Below are 16,929 nucleotides of genomic sequence, written 5' to 3'. Positions count from 1 at the left end.
GTGGTGATGGACGGGCGCGACGCGGGAACGGACCTCGAGTTTCTGCGCGCCCACGTCGCCGGCGATCGGGACGCCTTCGCGGTCCTGTTCCACCGACACCGCGACCGGCTCTGGGCGGTGGCCCTGCGAACGCTCGGCGACCGCGAGGAGGCCGCCGACGCCCTGCAGGACGCCCTGCTGTCGGCGCATCGGGCGGCCGGCCGGTTTCGTGGTGACTCCGCTGTCACCACCTGGCTGCACCGCATCGTGGTGAACGCGTGCCTGGACCGGATCCGACGTCGGCAGGCGCACCCCACCGTGCCACTGCCCGACGGCAACCGGTCCGCCGACGGGTCGGGCACCGGCGGTGTCGAGCCGGCCGCGCCCATCCAGGACCACGACACCGCGCTTGTCGTCCGCGCGGCCCTCGCCGCGCTGCCGCTCGAACAGCGGGCCGCCCTGGTGCTGGTGGATGTGCAGGGCTACCCGGTGGCCGAGGTGGCCCGCATCCTCGGTGTCGCCGAGGGGACTGTGAAGAGCCGGTGCGCCCGGGGTCGGGCCCGGATGGCGGTGCTGCTCGGGCACCTGCGGCCTGTGCCGTCGTCGCATCCGGCACCGGCCGGCCGGCACGCGGACGTGCCCGACGTCACGCCGGGGAACCCACGCCCGGCCGAGGGCGTCGGATCGGGGTCGGTTCGGTACCGGCAGGACGCCAACCAGGAGGACACGTGACGACCGAGGGGTTCAGGGAGGTCGACACCGACCTGCTCGCTGACTACCTCGGCGGCGCGTTGGACGGCACGTCACAGCACGCGGAGATCGCCCGGCTGGTCGACACGGACCCGGGCTGGGCCGAGGCGTACGCGCTGCTTGCCCCTGCGGTGACGCAGGTCCGCGCCGACCTGGCCCGCTGGGCCGAGCCCTTCCCGGAGCTTCCCTCGGCCGTCGCCGAACGGATCGCCGCCGCGCTGGCCACGGCCGACGCCCCGCCGAACGACGCGGCCACCGGTTCACCCGGGCCGGCAGCTCCCGCGAGACCGGTCGGCGTCCCGGCACAGGGTGGCCGTCACCCGGGCAGCCCGTCACCTACCGAGTCGGGGCGCGGCAGAGTCACCGGCCCGGGTCGCCGGCAGCACCGCTGGGCCCGTAACGCCGCTCCGGTGGCCGCCGCGGCGGTCGCCGTCGTCGCGGTCGGTCTGGGCCTGCGCCAACTGTCGACGAACACCGCGGACACCGGCACCATGGAGCGTCCGGCCAGCGCACCCGGAGAGGTGGCAGCGGCCGGGGCGGCCCGCACCTCCGGGCCGGCACTACACAGCGGAACGGACTACACCCCGCAGACCCTCGGTCAGCCGGAGGGCAGCGCCACGTCCAGCCGGCCGTCTCCGCTGCGGGGAGCCACCAGCGACGCCCCCCGCCAACAGCCCGGCGTGGACGCCGAAGGGGGCCGTCGGCCCTCCCCGGACGGGTCGGACCAGTTGGCGAGGCTGAGCAGCGAGGCGGCATTGACCGGCTGCCTGGCGGCCGTGGCGGCGGAGCACGGCGCGGCCCCGCTGATCGTCGAAGTGATCGACTACGCGCAGTTCCAGGGCGAACAGGCGCTGGTCATCCGGTTCACCGACCCGACCGGGGCCCGCTGGGCCTGGGTGAGCGGCCCCGAGTGTGGTGTACCCGGGTCCGGCTCGGACAGCCGGTATTCGGCGCGGGTAGGGTGAATCCGCGGTCATCGGTGCGATGAGCGTCCACGTGACCTGACCCACCGGATGCCCGGCTCGGGAATCCCCGCTTCGTACGATGACGTTCTGGAAGTCAGCTGCCGGCACCCCCCCAGGCGTCGGCACTCGGATCAGCATCGGTGCGCGCGCCGACGCCGAACACACACAACTCGGGAGACGGCAGTGGACGAGGTCCGCAACCTGATCATCATCGGCTCCGGCCCGGCCGGTTACACGGCGGCGGTCTATGCCGCGCGCGCCAACCTGAAGCCGCTGATCATTGAGGGCGTGCAGTCCGGCGGCGCGCTGATGACCACGACCGAGGTGGAGAACTTCCCCGGCTTCGCCGACGGCATCCTCGGCCCGGAGCTGATGGACAACATGCGCAAGCAGGCCGAGCGGTTCGGCGCCGAGTTCCTCACCGACGACGTGACCCGGGTCGAGCTTGTCGACACCGGCGACTCCGGCGCCGGCGCGGTGAGCACCGTGTGGGTCGGCGAGACCGCCTACCGGGCCCGCTCCGTCATCCTCTCCACCGGTTCGGCCTGGCGTCCGCTGGGTGTGCCGGGCGAGCAGGAATACCTGGGCCACGGCGTTTCCTCGTGTGCCACCTGTGACGGCTTCTTCTTCCGCAACCAGCACATCGTGGTCGTCGGCGGCGGTGACTCGGCGATGGAGGAGGCCAGCTTCCTCACCCGCTTCGCCGACTCGGTGACGATCATCCACAGGCGTGACTCGTTCCGGGCCAGCAAGATCATGGCCGACCGGGCGCTGAGCAACGAGAAGATCAAGGTCGAGTGGAACAGCACCGTCGAGGAGGTCCTGGGCGCCGACGGCAAGGTCACCGGCGTACGGGTCCGCAACGTGCACACCGGCGACACCAAGGTGCTGGACGTGACAGGTGTGTTCGTGGCCATCGGTCACGATCCCCGCAGTGAGCTCTTCCAGGGCCAGGTCGAGCTGGACGACGAGGGGTACGTGAAGGTCCAGGCCCCCAGCACCCGGACGAGCGTGCCCGGTGTCTTCGCCGCCGGTGACGTGGTCGACCACACCTACCGTCAGGCGATCACCGCGGCCGGCACCGGCTGTGCCGCCGCGCTCGACGCCGAGCGGTTCATCGCGACGCTCAGCTGAAACAGGAAACACATCCCGGAGGAGGGGCAATAGTGGGAAATACCAAGGCGGTCACGGACGCGAGTTTCGTCGCTGACGTGCTGCAGGCCGACAAGCCGGTGCTGGTGGACTTCTGGGCCGAGTGGTGCGGGCCGTGCCGCAAGGTGTCGCCGCTGCTCGAGGAGATCGCGGGCGAGATGGGCGACCAGGTCACCATCGTCAAGCTCAACATCGACGAGAACCCGGAGACCGCCCGGGCCTACCGGGTGATGTCGGTGCCGACCCTCACCGTCTTCAAGAACGGCCAGCCCGTGCAGTCGATCGCCGGCGCCAAGCCGAAGGGCGAGCTGGTCCGGCTCATCGAGTCGGCCCTCTGATCCGCAGGAACACCACCGAACCCCGTACCCGCTCGTCGGGTGCGGGGTTCGCTGTCTCCCCGGCTGACACGAGCGGAGTTTTTCCAGGCCGAGCCACCTGGCCGCCCCCGAGCGCATAGCCTCAAGCCGAGGCCGCCCGGCCAGCCAGACTCGTGCAGAGGGGGTCGTGCGTGCGTCCGATCCGAGCCGGAGACCGGGGACCCGCGGTCACGGAGATCCGTACCATCCTCACCGGCCTCGACCTGCTCGCCGCCGGTTCGCACGCCGACGAATTCGACAGGGACACCGAACGCGCGGTCCGGGCGTTCCAGCAGTCCCGTGGGCTCAGCGTGGACGGCAGGGTCGGCTCCGAGACCTGGGGCGCGTTGGACGCCGCCCGCTGGCGGCTCGGCGCCCGCACCCTCTATCACGCGATTCCCGAGCCGCTCACCGGCGAGGACGTCCGGTCGCTGCAGGAACGACTGCTGGAGATGGGGTACGACGTCGGCCGCGCCGACGCCATCTACGGCATCCGGACCTCCCGTGCGGTGGCCCAGTTCCAGCGCGAGGTCGGGCTCACCCCCGACGGCTCCTGTGGGCCGCACACGATGGACGCGCTGCGCCGGATCGGTCGCAAGGTCGTCGGCGGTCGCCCCCAGTGGCTTCGCGAGTCCGACGCGATCCGCCAGTCCGGGCCGGCGCTGGTCGGCAAGACGGTGGTCATCGACCCCGGGCACGGTGGCACCGACCCGGGCATGGTGGTGCCGGACGGACCGCTGCGCTGGACGGAGGCGGACCTCGTACACGACCTGGCGAGCCGGCTGGAGGGGCGGCTCGCCGCGTCCGGGGTGCGGGTTCAGCTCACCCGCGGCCCAGCGCCCGACAGGTGTCTGCCGGACACCGACCGTGCGCTGCTGGCGAACTCACTCGGCGCCGACGTGTTCATCTCGCTGCACCTGGACGGGCACGCCAACCCGGACGCGGAAGGGGTGGCGACCTACCACTACGGCACCGACAACGGGGTCACCTCGGCGACCGGTGAGCGACTGGCCGGGCTCGTGCAGCGGGAGATCGTGGCGCGCACCGGACTGCGGGACTGTCGTACGCACGCCAAGGCGTGGGACCTGCTGCGGCTGACGCGGATGCCGGCGGTCCGCGTCGAGGTCGGCTACCTCACCTCGCCCGTGGACCGCGCCCGACTCGTCGACCCCCGGTTCCGGGACCGGGTGGTGGAGGCGATCGTGGCCGCGGTGCAGCGGATGTACTACCCGATCGAGCGGGACGTGCCGACCGGCTCGCTCGACGTCAGCGCACTGCGGGCGGTGGTCACCGCCGGCACGGTGGTCGACTGACGACTCAGCTGCCGGTGGAGCGGGTGGCCGGGGCGGGACGGACCGGCCGCAGCAGGGTCTCCGGGCTCATCGACCCGAGCAGCTTCTCCAGCGCGTACTCGACGTCGGACTTCCAGCTCAGCGCGGTGCGCAGCTCAAGGCGCAGCCGGGGGAACCGGGGGTGCGGACGTACCGTTTTGAAACCGACGGAGAGGAAGAAGTCGACCGGCGCCACACACCCACCGGCGGGGTCGTCCGCGTCACCGAACTTGGCGTCGCCGAACGCCTCGATCGCCTTGATCCCCCGCTTCGTCAGGTCCCGGGCAACACCCTGCACCAACATCCGGCCCAACCCGCCGCCCGAGAACGCCGCGACCACGTTTGCCGTCATCAACAGGGCGGCATCCGCGGAGACCGGGGACGTCGGAAAGGCCATCGAGCGGGGGACGTAGGCGGGTGGCGCGTACATCACGAAGCCCGCCGGCATGCCGTCGACGTACGCGAGCTTGCCGCAGGAGCCCCACTCCAGCAGGGTCTGGGAAACCCACGCCTCCTTCTCCAGGCCGGGGTCACCGGCGGCGCAGGCCCGGTCGGCGGAGACCGGATCCAGCTCCCAGTAGACGCACTGGCGGCAGGGGCGCGGAAGGTCTTCGAGCGTGTCGAGGGTCAGGCTGACCAGACGTCGCGACATATGGCGCATCCCCACAATAGGCTCGGTCGTGAGGCCGGCATGGAACGACAGTGCCGCCGTCCTGCCCCCGACGAGCGATCGTACGCCGCCGATCGGCCGTACGGGAGGGGACGCGCGAATGACCACCACACCGGGGACGGTCCGGCATGTGGTCGATCCGTTCCGGTACGGCGGCAGCCTGGTCCGGGGCGACTAGGATCGGCAATCGGTGTCTCGTCGCCATGGTCACGAGCGTGCGGGGTACCCGGGGCGGGAGCCACCCGAGCAGCGATCGAGGTGAGGTCATGACCGGCACGACACTCGACGACTACACCGACCGGTACGCCCGGCGGGTACGCGGGATGACCGCCTCCGAGATCCGGGCACTCTTCGCGGTGGCCAGTCGACCCGAGGTCGTCTCCCTCGCCGGTGGCGCTCCGTACATCGCCGCGCTGCCGCTCGACGCGGTCGGCGAGATGCTGGGTCGGCTCGGCTCCGAGCACGGCGTGACCACCCTGCAGTACGGCATCGGGCAGGGCACCCTGGAGCTGCGCGAGCGGATCTGCGAGGTGATGTCGCTCTCCGGGATCGACGCCGCGTGCGGTGCCTCACCCGAGGACGTGGTGGTCACGGTGGGCGGGCAGCAGGCGCTCGACCTGGTGGCCCGGCTCTTCCTCGACCCCGGCGACGTGGTGCTCGCCGAGGGCCCGACCTACGTCGGCGCGCTCGGGGTGTTCCAGGCCGCCCAGGCGCAGGTGGTGCACGTCCCGATGGACGCCGACGGGCTGATCCCCGAGGCGTTGGAGACGGCCATCGCCGACCTCGCCCGGGCCGGCCGACGGGTCAAGTTCCTCTACACCATCCCCACCTACCAGAACCCCGCCGGCGTGACGCTCAGCGAGGAGCGCCGGGAACGCGTCCTCGACATCTGCGAACGCGCCGGCCTGCTCGTGATCGAGGACGACCCGTACGGCCAGCTGGGTTTCGAGGGTGAGGCCCCGGCCCCGCTGCGGGCCCGGCGGCGCGAAGGCGTCTTCTACCTCAGCACCTTCTCCAAGACGTTCGCCCCTGGCCTGCGGGTCGGCTGGATCCTGGCGCCCCACGCGGTGCGCGACAAGCTGGTCATCGCCAGCGAGGCGCAGATCCTCTGCCCCAGCGGTTACGCACAGGCCGCCGTGGCCACCTACCTCGGCACCATGCCGTGGCGGCAACAGCTCAAGGTCTACCGCGAGGTCTACCGCGAACGTCGCGACGCGCTGCTCGACGCGCTTGCCGATCTGATGCCCGAGGGCACCACCTGGACCAAGCCGGCCGGCGGTCTCTTCGTCTGGGCCACCCTGCCGGACGGGCTCGACTCGAAGGCGATGATGCCGCGGGCCATCGCCGCCCGGGTCGCCTACGTGCCCGGCACCGGCTTCTACGCCGACGGAACGGGCACCGGCGCCATGCGGCTGAACTTCAGCTTCCCGCCACCGGAGCGGATCCGCGAAGGCGTCCGCCGGCTGGCCGGCGTCATGGAGCAGGAGATCGCGACGCGCCGCGTCTTCGGCGCCGTGGGTGGTGCCGCCGGGCGACGGGGCCGGCCCGGCTCCGACGTGCCGGGTCCCGACTTGGCATGATGCCGGCATGGGTACGACCGCCGCCGAGCGCTTCTCCGTGACCGATTCCGCAGTCGCGGCCGACCTGCGTGTGCTGGTGCTCGCCGGCGGGCTCTCCTACGAACGGGACGTGTCGCTGCGCTCCGGTCGCCGGGTGCTCGACGCTCTGCGTGCCGTCGGCGTCGAGGCCGAACTGCGGGATGCCGACGTGGCACTCCTGCCCGCCCTCGCGGCCGACCCGCCGGACGCGGTAGTCATCGCCCTGCACGGTGCCACAGGCGAGGACGGCTCACTGCGGGGCGTGCTGGACCTGTGCGGCATCCCGTACGTCGGCTGTGACGCCCGAGCCTCCCGGCTCGCCTGGGACAAGCCCTCCGCGAAGGCGGTGCTCCGCGAGGCGGGCATCCCCACTCCGGACTGGGTGGCCCTACCGCACGACCGCTTCTCCGAACTGGGCGCGGTCGCTGTGCTGGACCGAATCGCCGACCGGCTCGGCCTGCCGCTCATGGTCAAGCCGGCGCAGGGCGGCTCGGGTCTGGGTGCCGCGGTGGTCCGGGACGCCGCGTCACTTCCGGCCGCGATGGTCGGCTGCTTCGCGTACGACTCGACGGCCCTGGTGGAGCGATACGTGCCCGGTATCGACGTGGCGGTCTCCGTGATCGACCTCGGAGACGGCCCGCAGGCACTGCCACCGGTGGAGATCGTGCCGCGCAACGGCGTGTACGACTACGCCGCCCGCTACACCGCCGGTCGGACCACGTGGCACGCTCCGGCCCGGCTGGAGCCGGCGGTGGCAACCTCGGTGGCCGACGTGGCACTCGCGGCGCACACCGCGCTCGGCCTGCGGGACCTGTCGCGGGTCGACGTGATCGTGGACGCCGCCGGACAGCCGCACGTGCTGGAGGTCAACGTCTCGCCCGGCATGACGGAGACGTCGCTGCTGCCGCTGGCCGTCCAGGCCGCCGGTCTGGACTTCGGCCGTCTCCTCGGCTCGCTGGTCACCCGGGCCGCCGTCCGCCGCACGGCCTGACCCTCACTTACCCCGTCGCAGGGCCTTCGGCCGTTGGTCGGCCTGGACCGGCCGCAGCTGGCCACCTCGACGCCGCGTCGACCCTCCAACGGCCCGCCCGCCGCACGTACGGCGGTTGCCGTACGTGCGGACCTCTCGCCAACCGGCAGCCGGTCAGCGCGGCGCGCGTACGTCGGGTGGAGTGCGCCCCTCGTCGGTGACGATGGTGGGGGCGCTGCGGGGAGACGGGATGACCGGGCCGGGTTTGTCGTCTGCCGGATCGGAGGTAACCACGGGTTCTGCTGCCGGAGCGTCGGAGGGCGTTGACGCGGCAGCGGACGCGGACGTGGCGTTGGTTGTCGACTCACCGAGGCCACCGGAGGGCGTGGCTCCTGGATCGGTGTCCCCTGCCGGGGTCCGGGGGCTGCCGTCAGCGTCCTCGTCCGGGGCATCGAGGTCGTCAGCGTCCGGGTCGGCGGTCTCGGGGCCAGCCGCGTCCGAGTCGGCCGCGTCCAAGCCGACGGGGTCGGCAGCGGGGTCGGTGCCGACGACGCCCTCCACTCCTGGCTCCGGGATCTCCTCGGCCGCCGCGATGACCGACACGGCCTCCTCCTGGGCAGCTGCCGCAGCGTGCGCCGCCGCTGCGGCGGACTGGGCAAGCAGGCTCGACGGTGCCTGCCACTGGATGCGGGGCGGCTCGGCCAGCGGCCGGCCACCGAACTCGGCGAGCCAGGCGGCAACGAGTGCGAGATTTTCCCGCCACTGCTCCTCGGAGATCGGCGGCAGGATCGAGTCCCACAGGGACAGGAACGTCCCTCGCAACTGAAGCCTTCCGTACGGCCGCGCGAGGAACCACATGTGCAGGTGAGCGGAGCCGTCGCCCCAGCGGTTGACGTGCACCCGCGCCACACCGTCCAGCGACCTGATGGCCCGCTCCAGACGTACCGTCATCACGCCCAGCTCGGCGGCGAGCAGGTTCGGCAGGTCACCCAGGTCGAGGTGGGTCCGCGACTCCAGGATGAGCACCATCGGCAGGCCGGTCGGCCGGTCCATGGCGCGGACCCGCCACCGCTCTCCCACCCAGATGTAGGCGTCGTCGGGAGCGTTGCAGGCGGTGCATTCCCGGAGGCCCTCGCCCTTGCGTGGCGGTTCGACCGGGACCGGGTCGTCGAGCTGCTTCACGCGGAGGTCGCCCTCGAAGGGAAACGAGGGCCATTGGGTGAAGTCCGGGACTGAGGGAGGGGTGTCGTGCACGACGCTGACCCTAACCGAGTCTGGCACCGCTGTCCCTACCTGTTCGACCGGTCCCGACCCTTCCGATCAGCGTTCGTCGTCGATCGCTGTGCCGGTCATCACTGGCCGTCGGAGCGATATCCACAGGCTGCCGAGAACGCGAACACAGGCCGTCATCCACAGGCTGACACCCGCTTTCACGCGGGGTTTCACGTGAAACGGGGGGTACCTGTGGACAACGGGTGTGGATAACTTTTCGGCCCCTCAGTCGTTGCGCCGAACCGCTCGGTCGAGGGGTCCAGCGGGGGTCCCGAGGGCCTCGGGAACGGCCGCTACCCCAGGAGCACCGTTTCACGTGAAACGGTGCTGAATCAGGTTCCGCGACGGATCGCCATTCCGGACCGAGGAGCAGGAGTCCCCGTGCGGCCCCTCAGCGAGTCGCTGCCGGCTCGGAGACGAAGAGGGGTGCCTCGGGGTCGACCTGACGCTCTGCGAGCGCCCTCGGTGCTCAGGTGGGTCATCCGCCCTGCCGTCCGTCTCGCCGACGCCGCGCTCCGAAGGGCTCGTCGAGTCTCTGCGGCGGGCGCGCTCCCGGTTTCCGCGCGGTCGGCCCTCGTTGGCTGCGTCCAGCGCCGACCCTGTGCGGTCGAACCTCGCCGGCTTCGCACAACCGGCCCTCGCCGGCTCTGCACGGGTCGGCCCTCGCCGGCTCTGCATGGCCGGGCACTCACTGGCTTGTGCGCACTCACCCTCGCTTGCGCGACCACTCCCGCTGCCTTGCATGCTCGCGTCCTCGACGGCTTTCGCGATCAAGCCCGCTGGGTGGCCGGCGCACGGGAGTCCCCGGCCGGTCGAGGCCCGAAGTATCGGCACCGGACCGTCAAGGCGCCGAGCGCCCCGGGCTGGATCTCGGCACCCGCCACGGAGGCATCGCCATTCTGGCCCAGGCGTGGGCATCGGACCGCCGAGGCGTGGACCATCCCGGCCGGTCTCGCCACTGAACGCCGAGGCGTCGACCGTCTGGTCAGATCCCGGCATCATTTTGAGGCATCGGCTATCCCGCCGCCCCTCCGGACGCTCCTCGGCCGCGGCGAAACGGTGCCCGCTCATCTGCCCGCCGTCAGGTGGCATGTGCGGCCCGGCCCCCGAGCCCGGGATCGGCCAGCCGAGCGCAGGCGGTCCCCGACCACTGAGCATGCGGTGCCGTTTCACGTGAAACGCGGGGCGGATGCGGAACGGTCGCGCCTCCCGAGGGGAGGCACGACCGCGAATGGGGACGGGGGGGTCAGTCCTCCGTCTGCTCCTCCTGCTGCACGCCGATGATGCCGACGATGCGCTCCAGGTCGTCCACCGTGGCGAACTCGATCGTGATCTTGCCCTTACTCCGGCCGATGTCCACCTTCACCCGGGTGTCGAAGCGGTCCGACAGCCGATCGGCGAGATCCGACAGGGCGGGCGCGTGGGGCTTCGGGCGCCGCTTGGCGGCTTGGCCCTTCGCCGGGCCGTCGTTCAGGGTGAGAGCAACGATCTCCTCGGTCGCTCGTACCGACAGCCCTTCGGCCACGATCCGCAGCGCCAACTGTTCCTGGGCCTCCGAGTCGTCGAGGCTCAGCAGCGCGCGGGCGTGACCCGCCGACAGGATGCCCGCGGCGACCCGGCGCTGCACCTGGGCCGGCAGGTTCAGGAGCCGGATCGTGTTGGAGATCTGCGGCCGACTGCGGCCGATCCGGCGGGCCAACTCCTCGTGGGTGGCACCGAACTCCTCCAGCAACTGCTGGTACGCGGCGGCCTCTTCCAACGGGTTCAGGTTGGCCCGATGGATGTTCTCCAGCAGCGCGTCGCGGAGCATGGCGTCGTCGCGGGTGTCTCTGACGATCGCCGGAATGTTCTCCCGGCCCACCGCCTGGGCGGCCCGCCACCGGCGCTCGCCCATCACCAGTTCGTACTTCTCGTCGTCGAGCTGGCGCACGACGATCGGCTGAAGGAAACCGACCTCCTGGATGGAGGTCTTCAACTCCTCCAGAGCCTCCTCGTCGAACACCTGACGGGGCTGCTTCGGGTTCGGCACGATCGCGTCGACCGGGATCTCCGCGAACCGGGCACCCGGCACGGGACTGAGCGTGGGCTCGGACTGATGGACGGGCGGTACGACGGGAGCCGTCGACACGGCCCCGGTCGTCACGCCGTCATCGTCGACGTCGGCGTGCCCGTTCTCCGGTTCGGCCGTCATGGTGCCGGCGGCACCCGGCACCGGCCCGGTCGGGATGAGCGCCCCCAGGCCCCGTCCCAGACCGCCCCGAGGACGGTTCTTCATGCCACGCCTCCCAGCGACTTGTGCCCACTACGCATTCCGGCCCACCGGCTCCATGACGCCTCGCTCGGCGATCTCCTGGGCAGCCTCGAAGTAACTCGTTGCGCCCCGCGATCCGGGATCGTAGGTCATCACCGACTGGCCGTAGCTGGGCGCCTCGGACACCCGCACGTTGCGGGGGATGACCGCCTGGAGGACCTTGTCGCCGAAGTGGTTCCGGACGTCCTGCTCGACGGCATCCGCGAGGCGGGTACGCCTGTCGTACATGGTGAGCAGGATGGTGGACACGTCGAGCTTCGGGTTGAGGTGTTGGCGCACCAGGTTGATGTTGTTGATCAGCTGGTTGAGCCCCTCCAGGGCGTAGTACTCGCACTGGATCGGGATCAGCACCTCCTGCGCGGCGACCAGAGCGTTGACCGTGAGCAGGCCGAGCGAGGGCGGGCAGTCGATGAAGACGTAGTCGAACTGGCCCGGGTAGGCAGCGATCGCGCGGTCGAGGCGCGACTCCCGCGCCACCACCGACACCAGCTCGATCTCCGCGCCGGCGAGGTCGATGGTGGCCGGCACGCACCACAGGTTGGGGATGCCCTCGACCGCCTGCGCCACCTCGGACAGTGGCACGCTGTTGATCAGGCAGTCGTAGACGTCCGGGATGCCTGTGTGGTGCGGCACGTTGAGGCCGGTCGAGGCGTTGCCCTGCGGGTCGAGATCGACCACGAGCACCCGGTTGCCATGCAGGGCGAGAGCCACCGCGAGGTTGACGGTGGTCGTGGTCTTACCCACGCCGCCCTTCTGGTTGGCGACGCACATGACCCGGGTCCGGTCCGGTCGAGGCATGGTCACCTCGCCACTGGGATTCAGGATCTGCACGGCGCGCATCGCCTCCATAGCCAACGGTGGGTCATCCTCTTCGCGCGTCGGGGTTTCACGTGAAACATACGTGGGGTCGGCCGCGACCGCAGCCAGCGACTCGGTCGACGCAACGGGTGCGTCCGGAACCACAGGCACGGCGTCGCGTGCCGCAGCGGCGGTCGGCTGGTGCGGTACAGCCGGCTCGAAGCGAACCGCCGCGGCCGTGTTCCGCCGACCCAGCGTCTGCCGCACCTCGGCGGCGTTGACGGGTCGACTCGGTACGTCCGATGCTCGACGACCAGCCGTCGACTCGGGTGCCTCCGACCCGGCGGGGTGGACCGCTGGCTCGTCCCGCGCTGCCCCCGGATCGGTGTCCGCCGGGTGGATGGACGCACCGGTGGCACCGGGCGACCAGTTCGGGTAGTCGGTTTCACGTGAAACCGGGTCGCTGGATGACCCGGTCACGCGTGGATCGTCGTACCTGCCGTCGTCATGCACCTGTCATCCCTGCCCGCTTCGGATGGTCGGTCCGCGCCCCGGTCAACTTGGCCACACCCGCGCTCGCACCCCGGAGCGTACGGCCCCTTGGGAGCGGTCGGAGTCCGCGACGTCCGTCGGCCGCTCCACATTATCGACGCGCGGTCAGCCTACGGCGGACGGGCGCGGCCGGTCCACGGCGGGTTCTCATTCGCTCGTCCATCCGTACCGGTACAACGAGGCAACCCTCCGACCGGACGCCCGATGGCGTAATGGTCAGCGGCGGCGGGGCCGCCCGCCCCGGGAGCGCTTACCGGCGGCCGGTCGGGCCGGGCCGACCATCCGCTCACGGACGATCTCCACAACGGTCGCGGGCGGGTCGATCACCCCGACACCACAGAGGTGTACGGCCGCCTCCCCGCCACCGAGCCGCGCCACCACATCGGCGTGCTCCTCGATCTCCGCGGCAGCGGACGATCCCTTGAGCGCCAGCAGCCGCCCACCCCGCACGGCGAGCGGGAGACACCAGGTCGCCAGCCGGTCCAGCGGTGCGACCGCGCGGGCCGTCACCACGTCGCCGCTGATCGGTTCCCGGCCACTCGATCCGCTGGCGGCCTCGTCGGCGCGGCCGCGGAACACGCGTACCGACCTGGTCAGGCCGAGCCGTTCCACGACCTCGATCAGGAACGACGTACGCCGCGCCAACGGCTCGATGAGGGTGACCGTCAGGTCGGGGCGCGCGATGGCCAGCACCAGACCGGGCAGGCCGGCGCCGGAGCCCACGTCGAGCACACTCGCGCCGGTCGGGATGCGCTCGATCACCGCGGCGCAGTTGAGGAGGTGACGGTCCCAGATCCGGGGCGCCTCGCGCGGACCGATCAGACCGCGGACCACGCCGTCGGTGGCCAGGATCTCGGCGTACGCGGCGGCCAGGTCGAGCCGGTCACCGAACAGAGTCAGTGCGGCCGGGGCCAGCTCGGGCGGCAGCGCGACGTCCGACGGCGACGGTGTGCCATCGACCGGGGCTGCCGATGACGGCGAACCGTCGGCGGGGGAAGCCGCCGAGGACGAACCATCGGCGTCGGCGGGGAGAGCCGAGGACGGGCTGCCGTCGTACCCCGTCGGGTCGGTGTCGGTGGTGGTGTGCCGGACAGCGGACGGCCCGGACGGCGTGCCGCCCGGGCCGGTCACGGCATCAGCCGCGGTGTCGTCGTGGGTCACCCGGTCAGTCCGCCGGCCGCACGACGATGCGCCGGTTCGGCTCGACGCCCTCCGACTCGCTCTCCACGCCGGACATGGCGTTGACGACGTCGTGGACGCACTTGCGCTCGAAAGCGGACATCGCCTCCAGGCGCACCGGCTCGCCGTACTCCTTGACCTTCTCGACGGCGTTCTTGGCGACGGCGGCGAGTTCCTTGCGACGGTTCGCCCGGTAGCCGCCGACGTCGAGCAGCAGGCGACTCGGCGTACCGGTCTGCCGGAAGACGGCGAGCCGGGTCAGCTCCTGCAGCGCCTCCAGGGTGGCGCCGCGCTGGCCGACCAGGTTCTGCAGTCGGGCGCCGACCACCTCGACCACCGGACGGCCGCTGGCGACCAGCTCGTCGATGTCGCCGTCGTAGTCGAGGATGTCGAGCAGCCCTTCGACGTAGTCGGCCGCGATCTCGCTCTGCCGGAACAGGTCGCCCTCGCCCACGGCCTTCTTCTCACGACCACCGGTGGCGGCCTCGGTGTCGTCGCCGTCGACCTCGGTCTCGTCGGCCTCGGTGTCGTCGCCGTCCACCGCGAGCGTCGCGGTCTCCTCCTCGTCCAGGGACTGCTCGGCGCGGGGGATGCTGGTCTCGGTCACGGTCTCATCTCCGTACTCGCTCGGCCGGACCGTCGGGTCCGCTGGTTTCCCGGGGGCCGGCGGGAGGTCGCCGGTGCCCACGGGCACGTCTGTACGGGCAGTGTCGCCCGTGACCGCGTCGTGCGCGGTCGGTTCCGCCCGGCGCCGGCCGTACGGCGGCTGCACGGTGCGGGTCGGGCCGCCGCCGGTACTCCCGACGACGGCCCTACGGGGATCAGCCCTGCCGCTTGGCCGGAGGGCTCTTCTTCGGGTTGGTCGGCTTGGCACCCGGCTTCGGGCCCGCCACCTTCGGCGCGGTCGCCTTGACCGGGGCCGCGGGGACGGCCTTGCCACGCCCGAACAGGCCGCCCGACTTGGCGGGCTGCACGGGGCTACGGGTGGCCGCGGGGGCGGTGGCCTTCTTGGCGGTGACCGGCGGCGGGAACTTCCGCAGCACCCACTGCTGCTGGGCGAGCGTGAAGAGGTTGTTCGTGACCCAGTAGATGATCACGCCGATCGGGAAGATCGAGCCGGAGATCAACAGCGACGCGGGGATGCCGTAGAGCATCAGCCGCTGGATCATCCGCTGCTGCGGGTCCTCAGCCCAGCCGGTCTTGAGGATCATCTGACGGCTGGTCAGGTAGGTGGTCGCGATCATCACCAGGACCAGGACACCGGCGATGATCTTGACCGTGGTGCCGTTGGCGCCGAGGCGGGCCAGATCCTCCGCGGTGGATCCGAACTTGCCGGAGAGCGGGGCGGTGAAGAGCTTGGCGTTCGAGGCGCTGTTGAACTGGTCGACGGTCCAGCCGTAGATCGTCTTCTTGTCTTCCGGCTTGAACGGGTCGAGGCGGCGCAGCACGTGGAAGAGGCCGAGGAACACGGGGATCTGGAGGAACATCGGAAGGCAGCCCATGAGCGGGTTGGCCTTTTCCTTCCGATAGAGCTCCATCATCTCCTTCTGGAGCGTCTCCCGGTCACCCTTGTGCTTCTCCTGCAGCTCCTTGACCTTGGGCTGCAGCGCCTGCATCGCCCGCTGAGACTTGATCTGCTTGACGAAGACCGGGAACAGGATCACCCGGACGGAGACCACCAGGAAGACGATGGCCAGGATCCAGGCGAAGTTGGTGCCAATCACCGCGTCGACGGGCACCCCGATGGCGTCCCAGGCGGAGTGCCAGGTCAGCAGGATCCACGAAATCGCGTAGTAGATCCAGTCGAGACTCAATTCGGTGCTCCAGTCACATCGGCACGGCGGCGACCGCCCGGCTCCGGCACCGGGTCATGTCCACCAGGGTGGAAGGGGTGGCAGCGCAACAGCCGCCGGATCGCCAGCGCGGCTCCCCGGAGCGCGCCGTGCCGGGCCACCGCCTCCTGGGCGTACGCACTGCACGACGGGTAGAACCGACAGCGAGCCGGCAGTGCCGGACTTATCCACCGACGGTACGCGATGATGGGCGCGATCAGCACCCTGGCACCTGTCGACGTCGGGCGCGTGGCGGTCGGGTCGGTGCTCACCGGGACCGCCTCTCCCGCGGTGACCGGGCAACCGCGATGGCGGAGTCCAGGTCCGTAGAGAGCCGGGGGTACGACGCCTCGGCCGCGGCGGGCAGCGCCCGGACGACAAGGGTGCTGCCTGCGGGCAGCGCGTCCAGCCGCTCCCGGACCAGTGCCCGCAGGCGACGCCGGACCCGGTTGCGGACCACCGCGTTGCCGACGGCCTTGGATACGACGAAGCCGGCGCGGGCCGGAACGGAGGGCTGCTCCGCAACGGTGTGCCGCGCCGGCTCCGGCGAGGTCGTTGTGCTGGCTCCGGTGGACGACGGCATGGTCAGGTGGACCACGATCGCGCCTCGGCCGACGCGTCGGCCACCGCGAACCGCTGCGGCGAAGTCAGCGCTACGCCGCAGTCGCTGTGCGGCGGCCAGCACGACTGCCCACGTCCCCCGGACCGGCCCGGTCGGCTCAGGCCGACAGGGTGGTGCGACCCTTGGCGCGGCGGCTCGAGAGGATGGCACGGCCGGCACGGGTGCGCATGCGCAGCCGGAAGCCGTGGGTCTTCGCGCGCCGGCGGTTGTTCGGCTGGTAGGTGCGCTTGCTCACGTCAGGCTCTCCGTTTTCGTACGCGCCCCGCGCGACGGGATCGCCGGGGTCGTGGGGTGGTCCAGGCCACCTCGACGGTGGCCACCGATCGGTGCTGCCCTGCGGAGCCGAACCTCGGCGGTGCGGGGATGCGACCGCGGACAGCAAGCACCCATCACCCTAGCAGAGGACGAGAGAGCAGCCGCTCCAGCCTACGCAGGGGTGCAATGACCGTCAAACACCCACAGCGGGGGACATCGGGACGCGCCCGGGACCGAAGCGGCGGTTTTCGCTGATGCCGACAAGGCCGTTGCCGCGTCGCCGGTTGATGGGGCAGGGACAACGCTGTTACCGTGCCCGATTGCGGTGAGCGTCGGA

17 protein-coding genes are annotated in these 16,929 nt (G+C 71.4%); 7 read left to right on the top strand and 10 right to left on the bottom strand.

Features of this window, described 5'->3' with window-relative positions:
* Positions 1-6: 6 nt before the first annotated feature.
* The 5 genes from sigM to ACLQ26_RS25510 all read left to right on the top strand — a co-directional run bounded on the left by sigM (position 7) and on the right by ACLQ26_RS25510 (position 4,515).
* Entirely contained in the window at positions 7-711 is a 705-nt protein-coding gene (sigM, locus tag ACLQ26_RS25530) for an RNA polymerase sigma factor SigM (protein WP_425746830.1), read from the top strand.
* On the top strand, positions 708-1,694 hold the full coding sequence (locus tag ACLQ26_RS25525) for a hypothetical protein (RefSeq protein WP_425746829.1): 987 nt from the start codon (positions 708-710) through the stop codon (positions 1,692-1,694). Before sigM ends, ACLQ26_RS25525 begins: the two co-directional genes overlap by 4 nt.
* Before the next feature lie 183 nt (positions 1,695-1,877).
* Positions 1,878-2,828 (top strand): thioredoxin-disulfide reductase, encoded by a 951-nt coding sequence (trxB, locus tag ACLQ26_RS25520; RefSeq protein ID WP_393290902.1) that lies wholly within the window; start codon positions 1,878-1,880, stop codon positions 2,826-2,828.
* Positions 2,829-2,860: 32 nt separating this feature from the next.
* Positions 2,861-3,184: a thioredoxin gene (trxA, locus tag ACLQ26_RS25515; protein WP_007453873.1), complete on the top strand. Its 324-nt coding sequence runs from the start codon at positions 2,861-2,863 to the stop codon at positions 3,182-3,184.
* 170 nt (positions 3,185-3,354) lie between these two features.
* A complete protein-coding gene (locus ACLQ26_RS25510) occupies positions 3,355-4,515 on the top strand; it encodes an N-acetylmuramoyl-L-alanine amidase (protein ID WP_425746828.1) in 1,161 nt (386 codons plus the stop codon).
* Between the two features lie 4 nt (positions 4,516-4,519).
* On the opposite strand, the gene ACLQ26_RS25505 is transcribed toward ACLQ26_RS25510, so the two are convergent.
* Positions 4,520-5,185 (bottom strand): GNAT family N-acetyltransferase, encoded by a 666-nt coding sequence (locus tag ACLQ26_RS25505; RefSeq protein WP_425746827.1) that lies wholly within the window; start codon positions 5,183-5,185, stop codon positions 4,520-4,522.
* Positions 5,186-5,469: 284 nt separating this feature from the next.
* Between ACLQ26_RS25505 and ACLQ26_RS25500 the strand changes: the two genes are divergently transcribed.
* The gene (locus tag ACLQ26_RS25500; RefSeq protein WP_425746826.1) at positions 5,470-6,783 is read left to right on the top strand and encodes a PLP-dependent aminotransferase family protein; all 1,314 of its coding nucleotides are present in this window, start codon (positions 5,470-5,472) and stop codon (positions 6,781-6,783) included.
* Between the two features lie 7 nt (positions 6,784-6,790).
* The gene (locus tag ACLQ26_RS25495) at positions 6,791-7,792 is read left to right on the top strand and encodes a D-alanine--D-alanine ligase family protein (RefSeq protein WP_425746825.1); all 1,002 of its coding nucleotides are present in this window, start codon (positions 6,791-6,793) and stop codon (positions 7,790-7,792) included.
* A 153-nt stretch (positions 7,793-7,945) separates the two neighbouring features.
* Here the strand turns inward: ACLQ26_RS25495 and ACLQ26_RS25490 are convergent, their stop codons facing one another.
* The 9 genes from ACLQ26_RS25490 to rpmH all read right to left on the bottom strand — a co-directional run bounded on the left by ACLQ26_RS25490 (position 7,946) and on the right by rpmH (position 16,572).
* Positions 7,946-8,800 (bottom strand): hypothetical protein, encoded by an 855-nt coding sequence (locus tag ACLQ26_RS25490; protein WP_425746871.1) that lies wholly within the window; start codon positions 8,798-8,800, stop codon positions 7,946-7,948.
* Between the two features lie 1,489 nt (positions 8,801-10,289).
* Complete coding sequence (locus ACLQ26_RS25485) at positions 10,290-11,318, bottom strand: ParB/RepB/Spo0J family partition protein (RefSeq protein WP_425746824.1); 1,029 nt, start codon at positions 11,316-11,318, stop codon at positions 10,290-10,292.
* 27 nt (positions 11,319-11,345) lie between these two features.
* Complete coding sequence (locus ACLQ26_RS25480) at positions 11,346-12,419, bottom strand: ParA family protein (protein WP_425746870.1); 1,074 nt, start codon at positions 12,417-12,419, stop codon at positions 11,346-11,348.
* A 501-nt stretch (positions 12,420-12,920) separates the two neighbouring features.
* Positions 12,921-13,631 carry a 16S rRNA (guanine(527)-N(7))-methyltransferase RsmG gene (gene rsmG, locus ACLQ26_RS25475; protein WP_425746869.1) on the bottom strand — a complete coding sequence of 237 codons (711 nt, stop codon included), beginning with the start codon at positions 13,629-13,631 and terminating at the stop codon, positions 12,921-12,923.
* Between the two features lie 238 nt (positions 13,632-13,869).
* Entirely contained in the window at positions 13,870-14,424 is a 555-nt protein-coding gene (locus tag ACLQ26_RS25470) for a protein jag (RefSeq protein ID WP_425746868.1), read from the bottom strand.
* 280 nt (positions 14,425-14,704) lie between these two features.
* Positions 14,705-15,697 carry a membrane protein insertase YidC gene (gene yidC / locus ACLQ26_RS25465; protein ID WP_425746823.1) on the bottom strand — a complete coding sequence of 331 codons (993 nt, stop codon included), beginning with the start codon at positions 15,695-15,697 and terminating at the stop codon, positions 14,705-14,707.
* Entirely contained in the window at positions 15,694-15,987 is a 294-nt protein-coding gene (gene yidD, locus ACLQ26_RS25460; RefSeq protein WP_425746822.1) for a membrane protein insertion efficiency factor YidD, read from the bottom strand. The genes yidC and yidD overlap by 4 nt, the downstream gene beginning before the upstream one ends.
* Positions 15,984-16,400, bottom strand: coding sequence for a ribonuclease P protein component (gene rnpA / locus ACLQ26_RS25455; RefSeq protein WP_425746821.1), 417 nt, complete (start codon positions 16,398-16,400; stop codon positions 15,984-15,986). Before rnpA ends, yidD begins: the two co-directional genes overlap by 4 nt.
* A 34-nt stretch (positions 16,401-16,434) precedes the next feature.
* Positions 16,435-16,572 carry a 50S ribosomal protein L34 gene (gene rpmH / locus ACLQ26_RS25450; RefSeq protein ID WP_007453904.1) on the bottom strand — a complete coding sequence of 46 codons (138 nt, stop codon included), beginning with the start codon at positions 16,570-16,572 and terminating at the stop codon, positions 16,435-16,437.
* Positions 16,573-16,929 lie beyond the last annotated feature (357 nt).

Source organism: Micromonospora sp. DT43 (genome assembly GCF_049841645.1).
Lineage (GTDB): Bacteria > Actinomycetota > Actinomycetes > Mycobacteriales > Micromonosporaceae > Micromonospora.
Note: the sequence above shows the minus strand (reverse complement) of the source record. Positions and strands in the feature narration are given on the sequence as shown.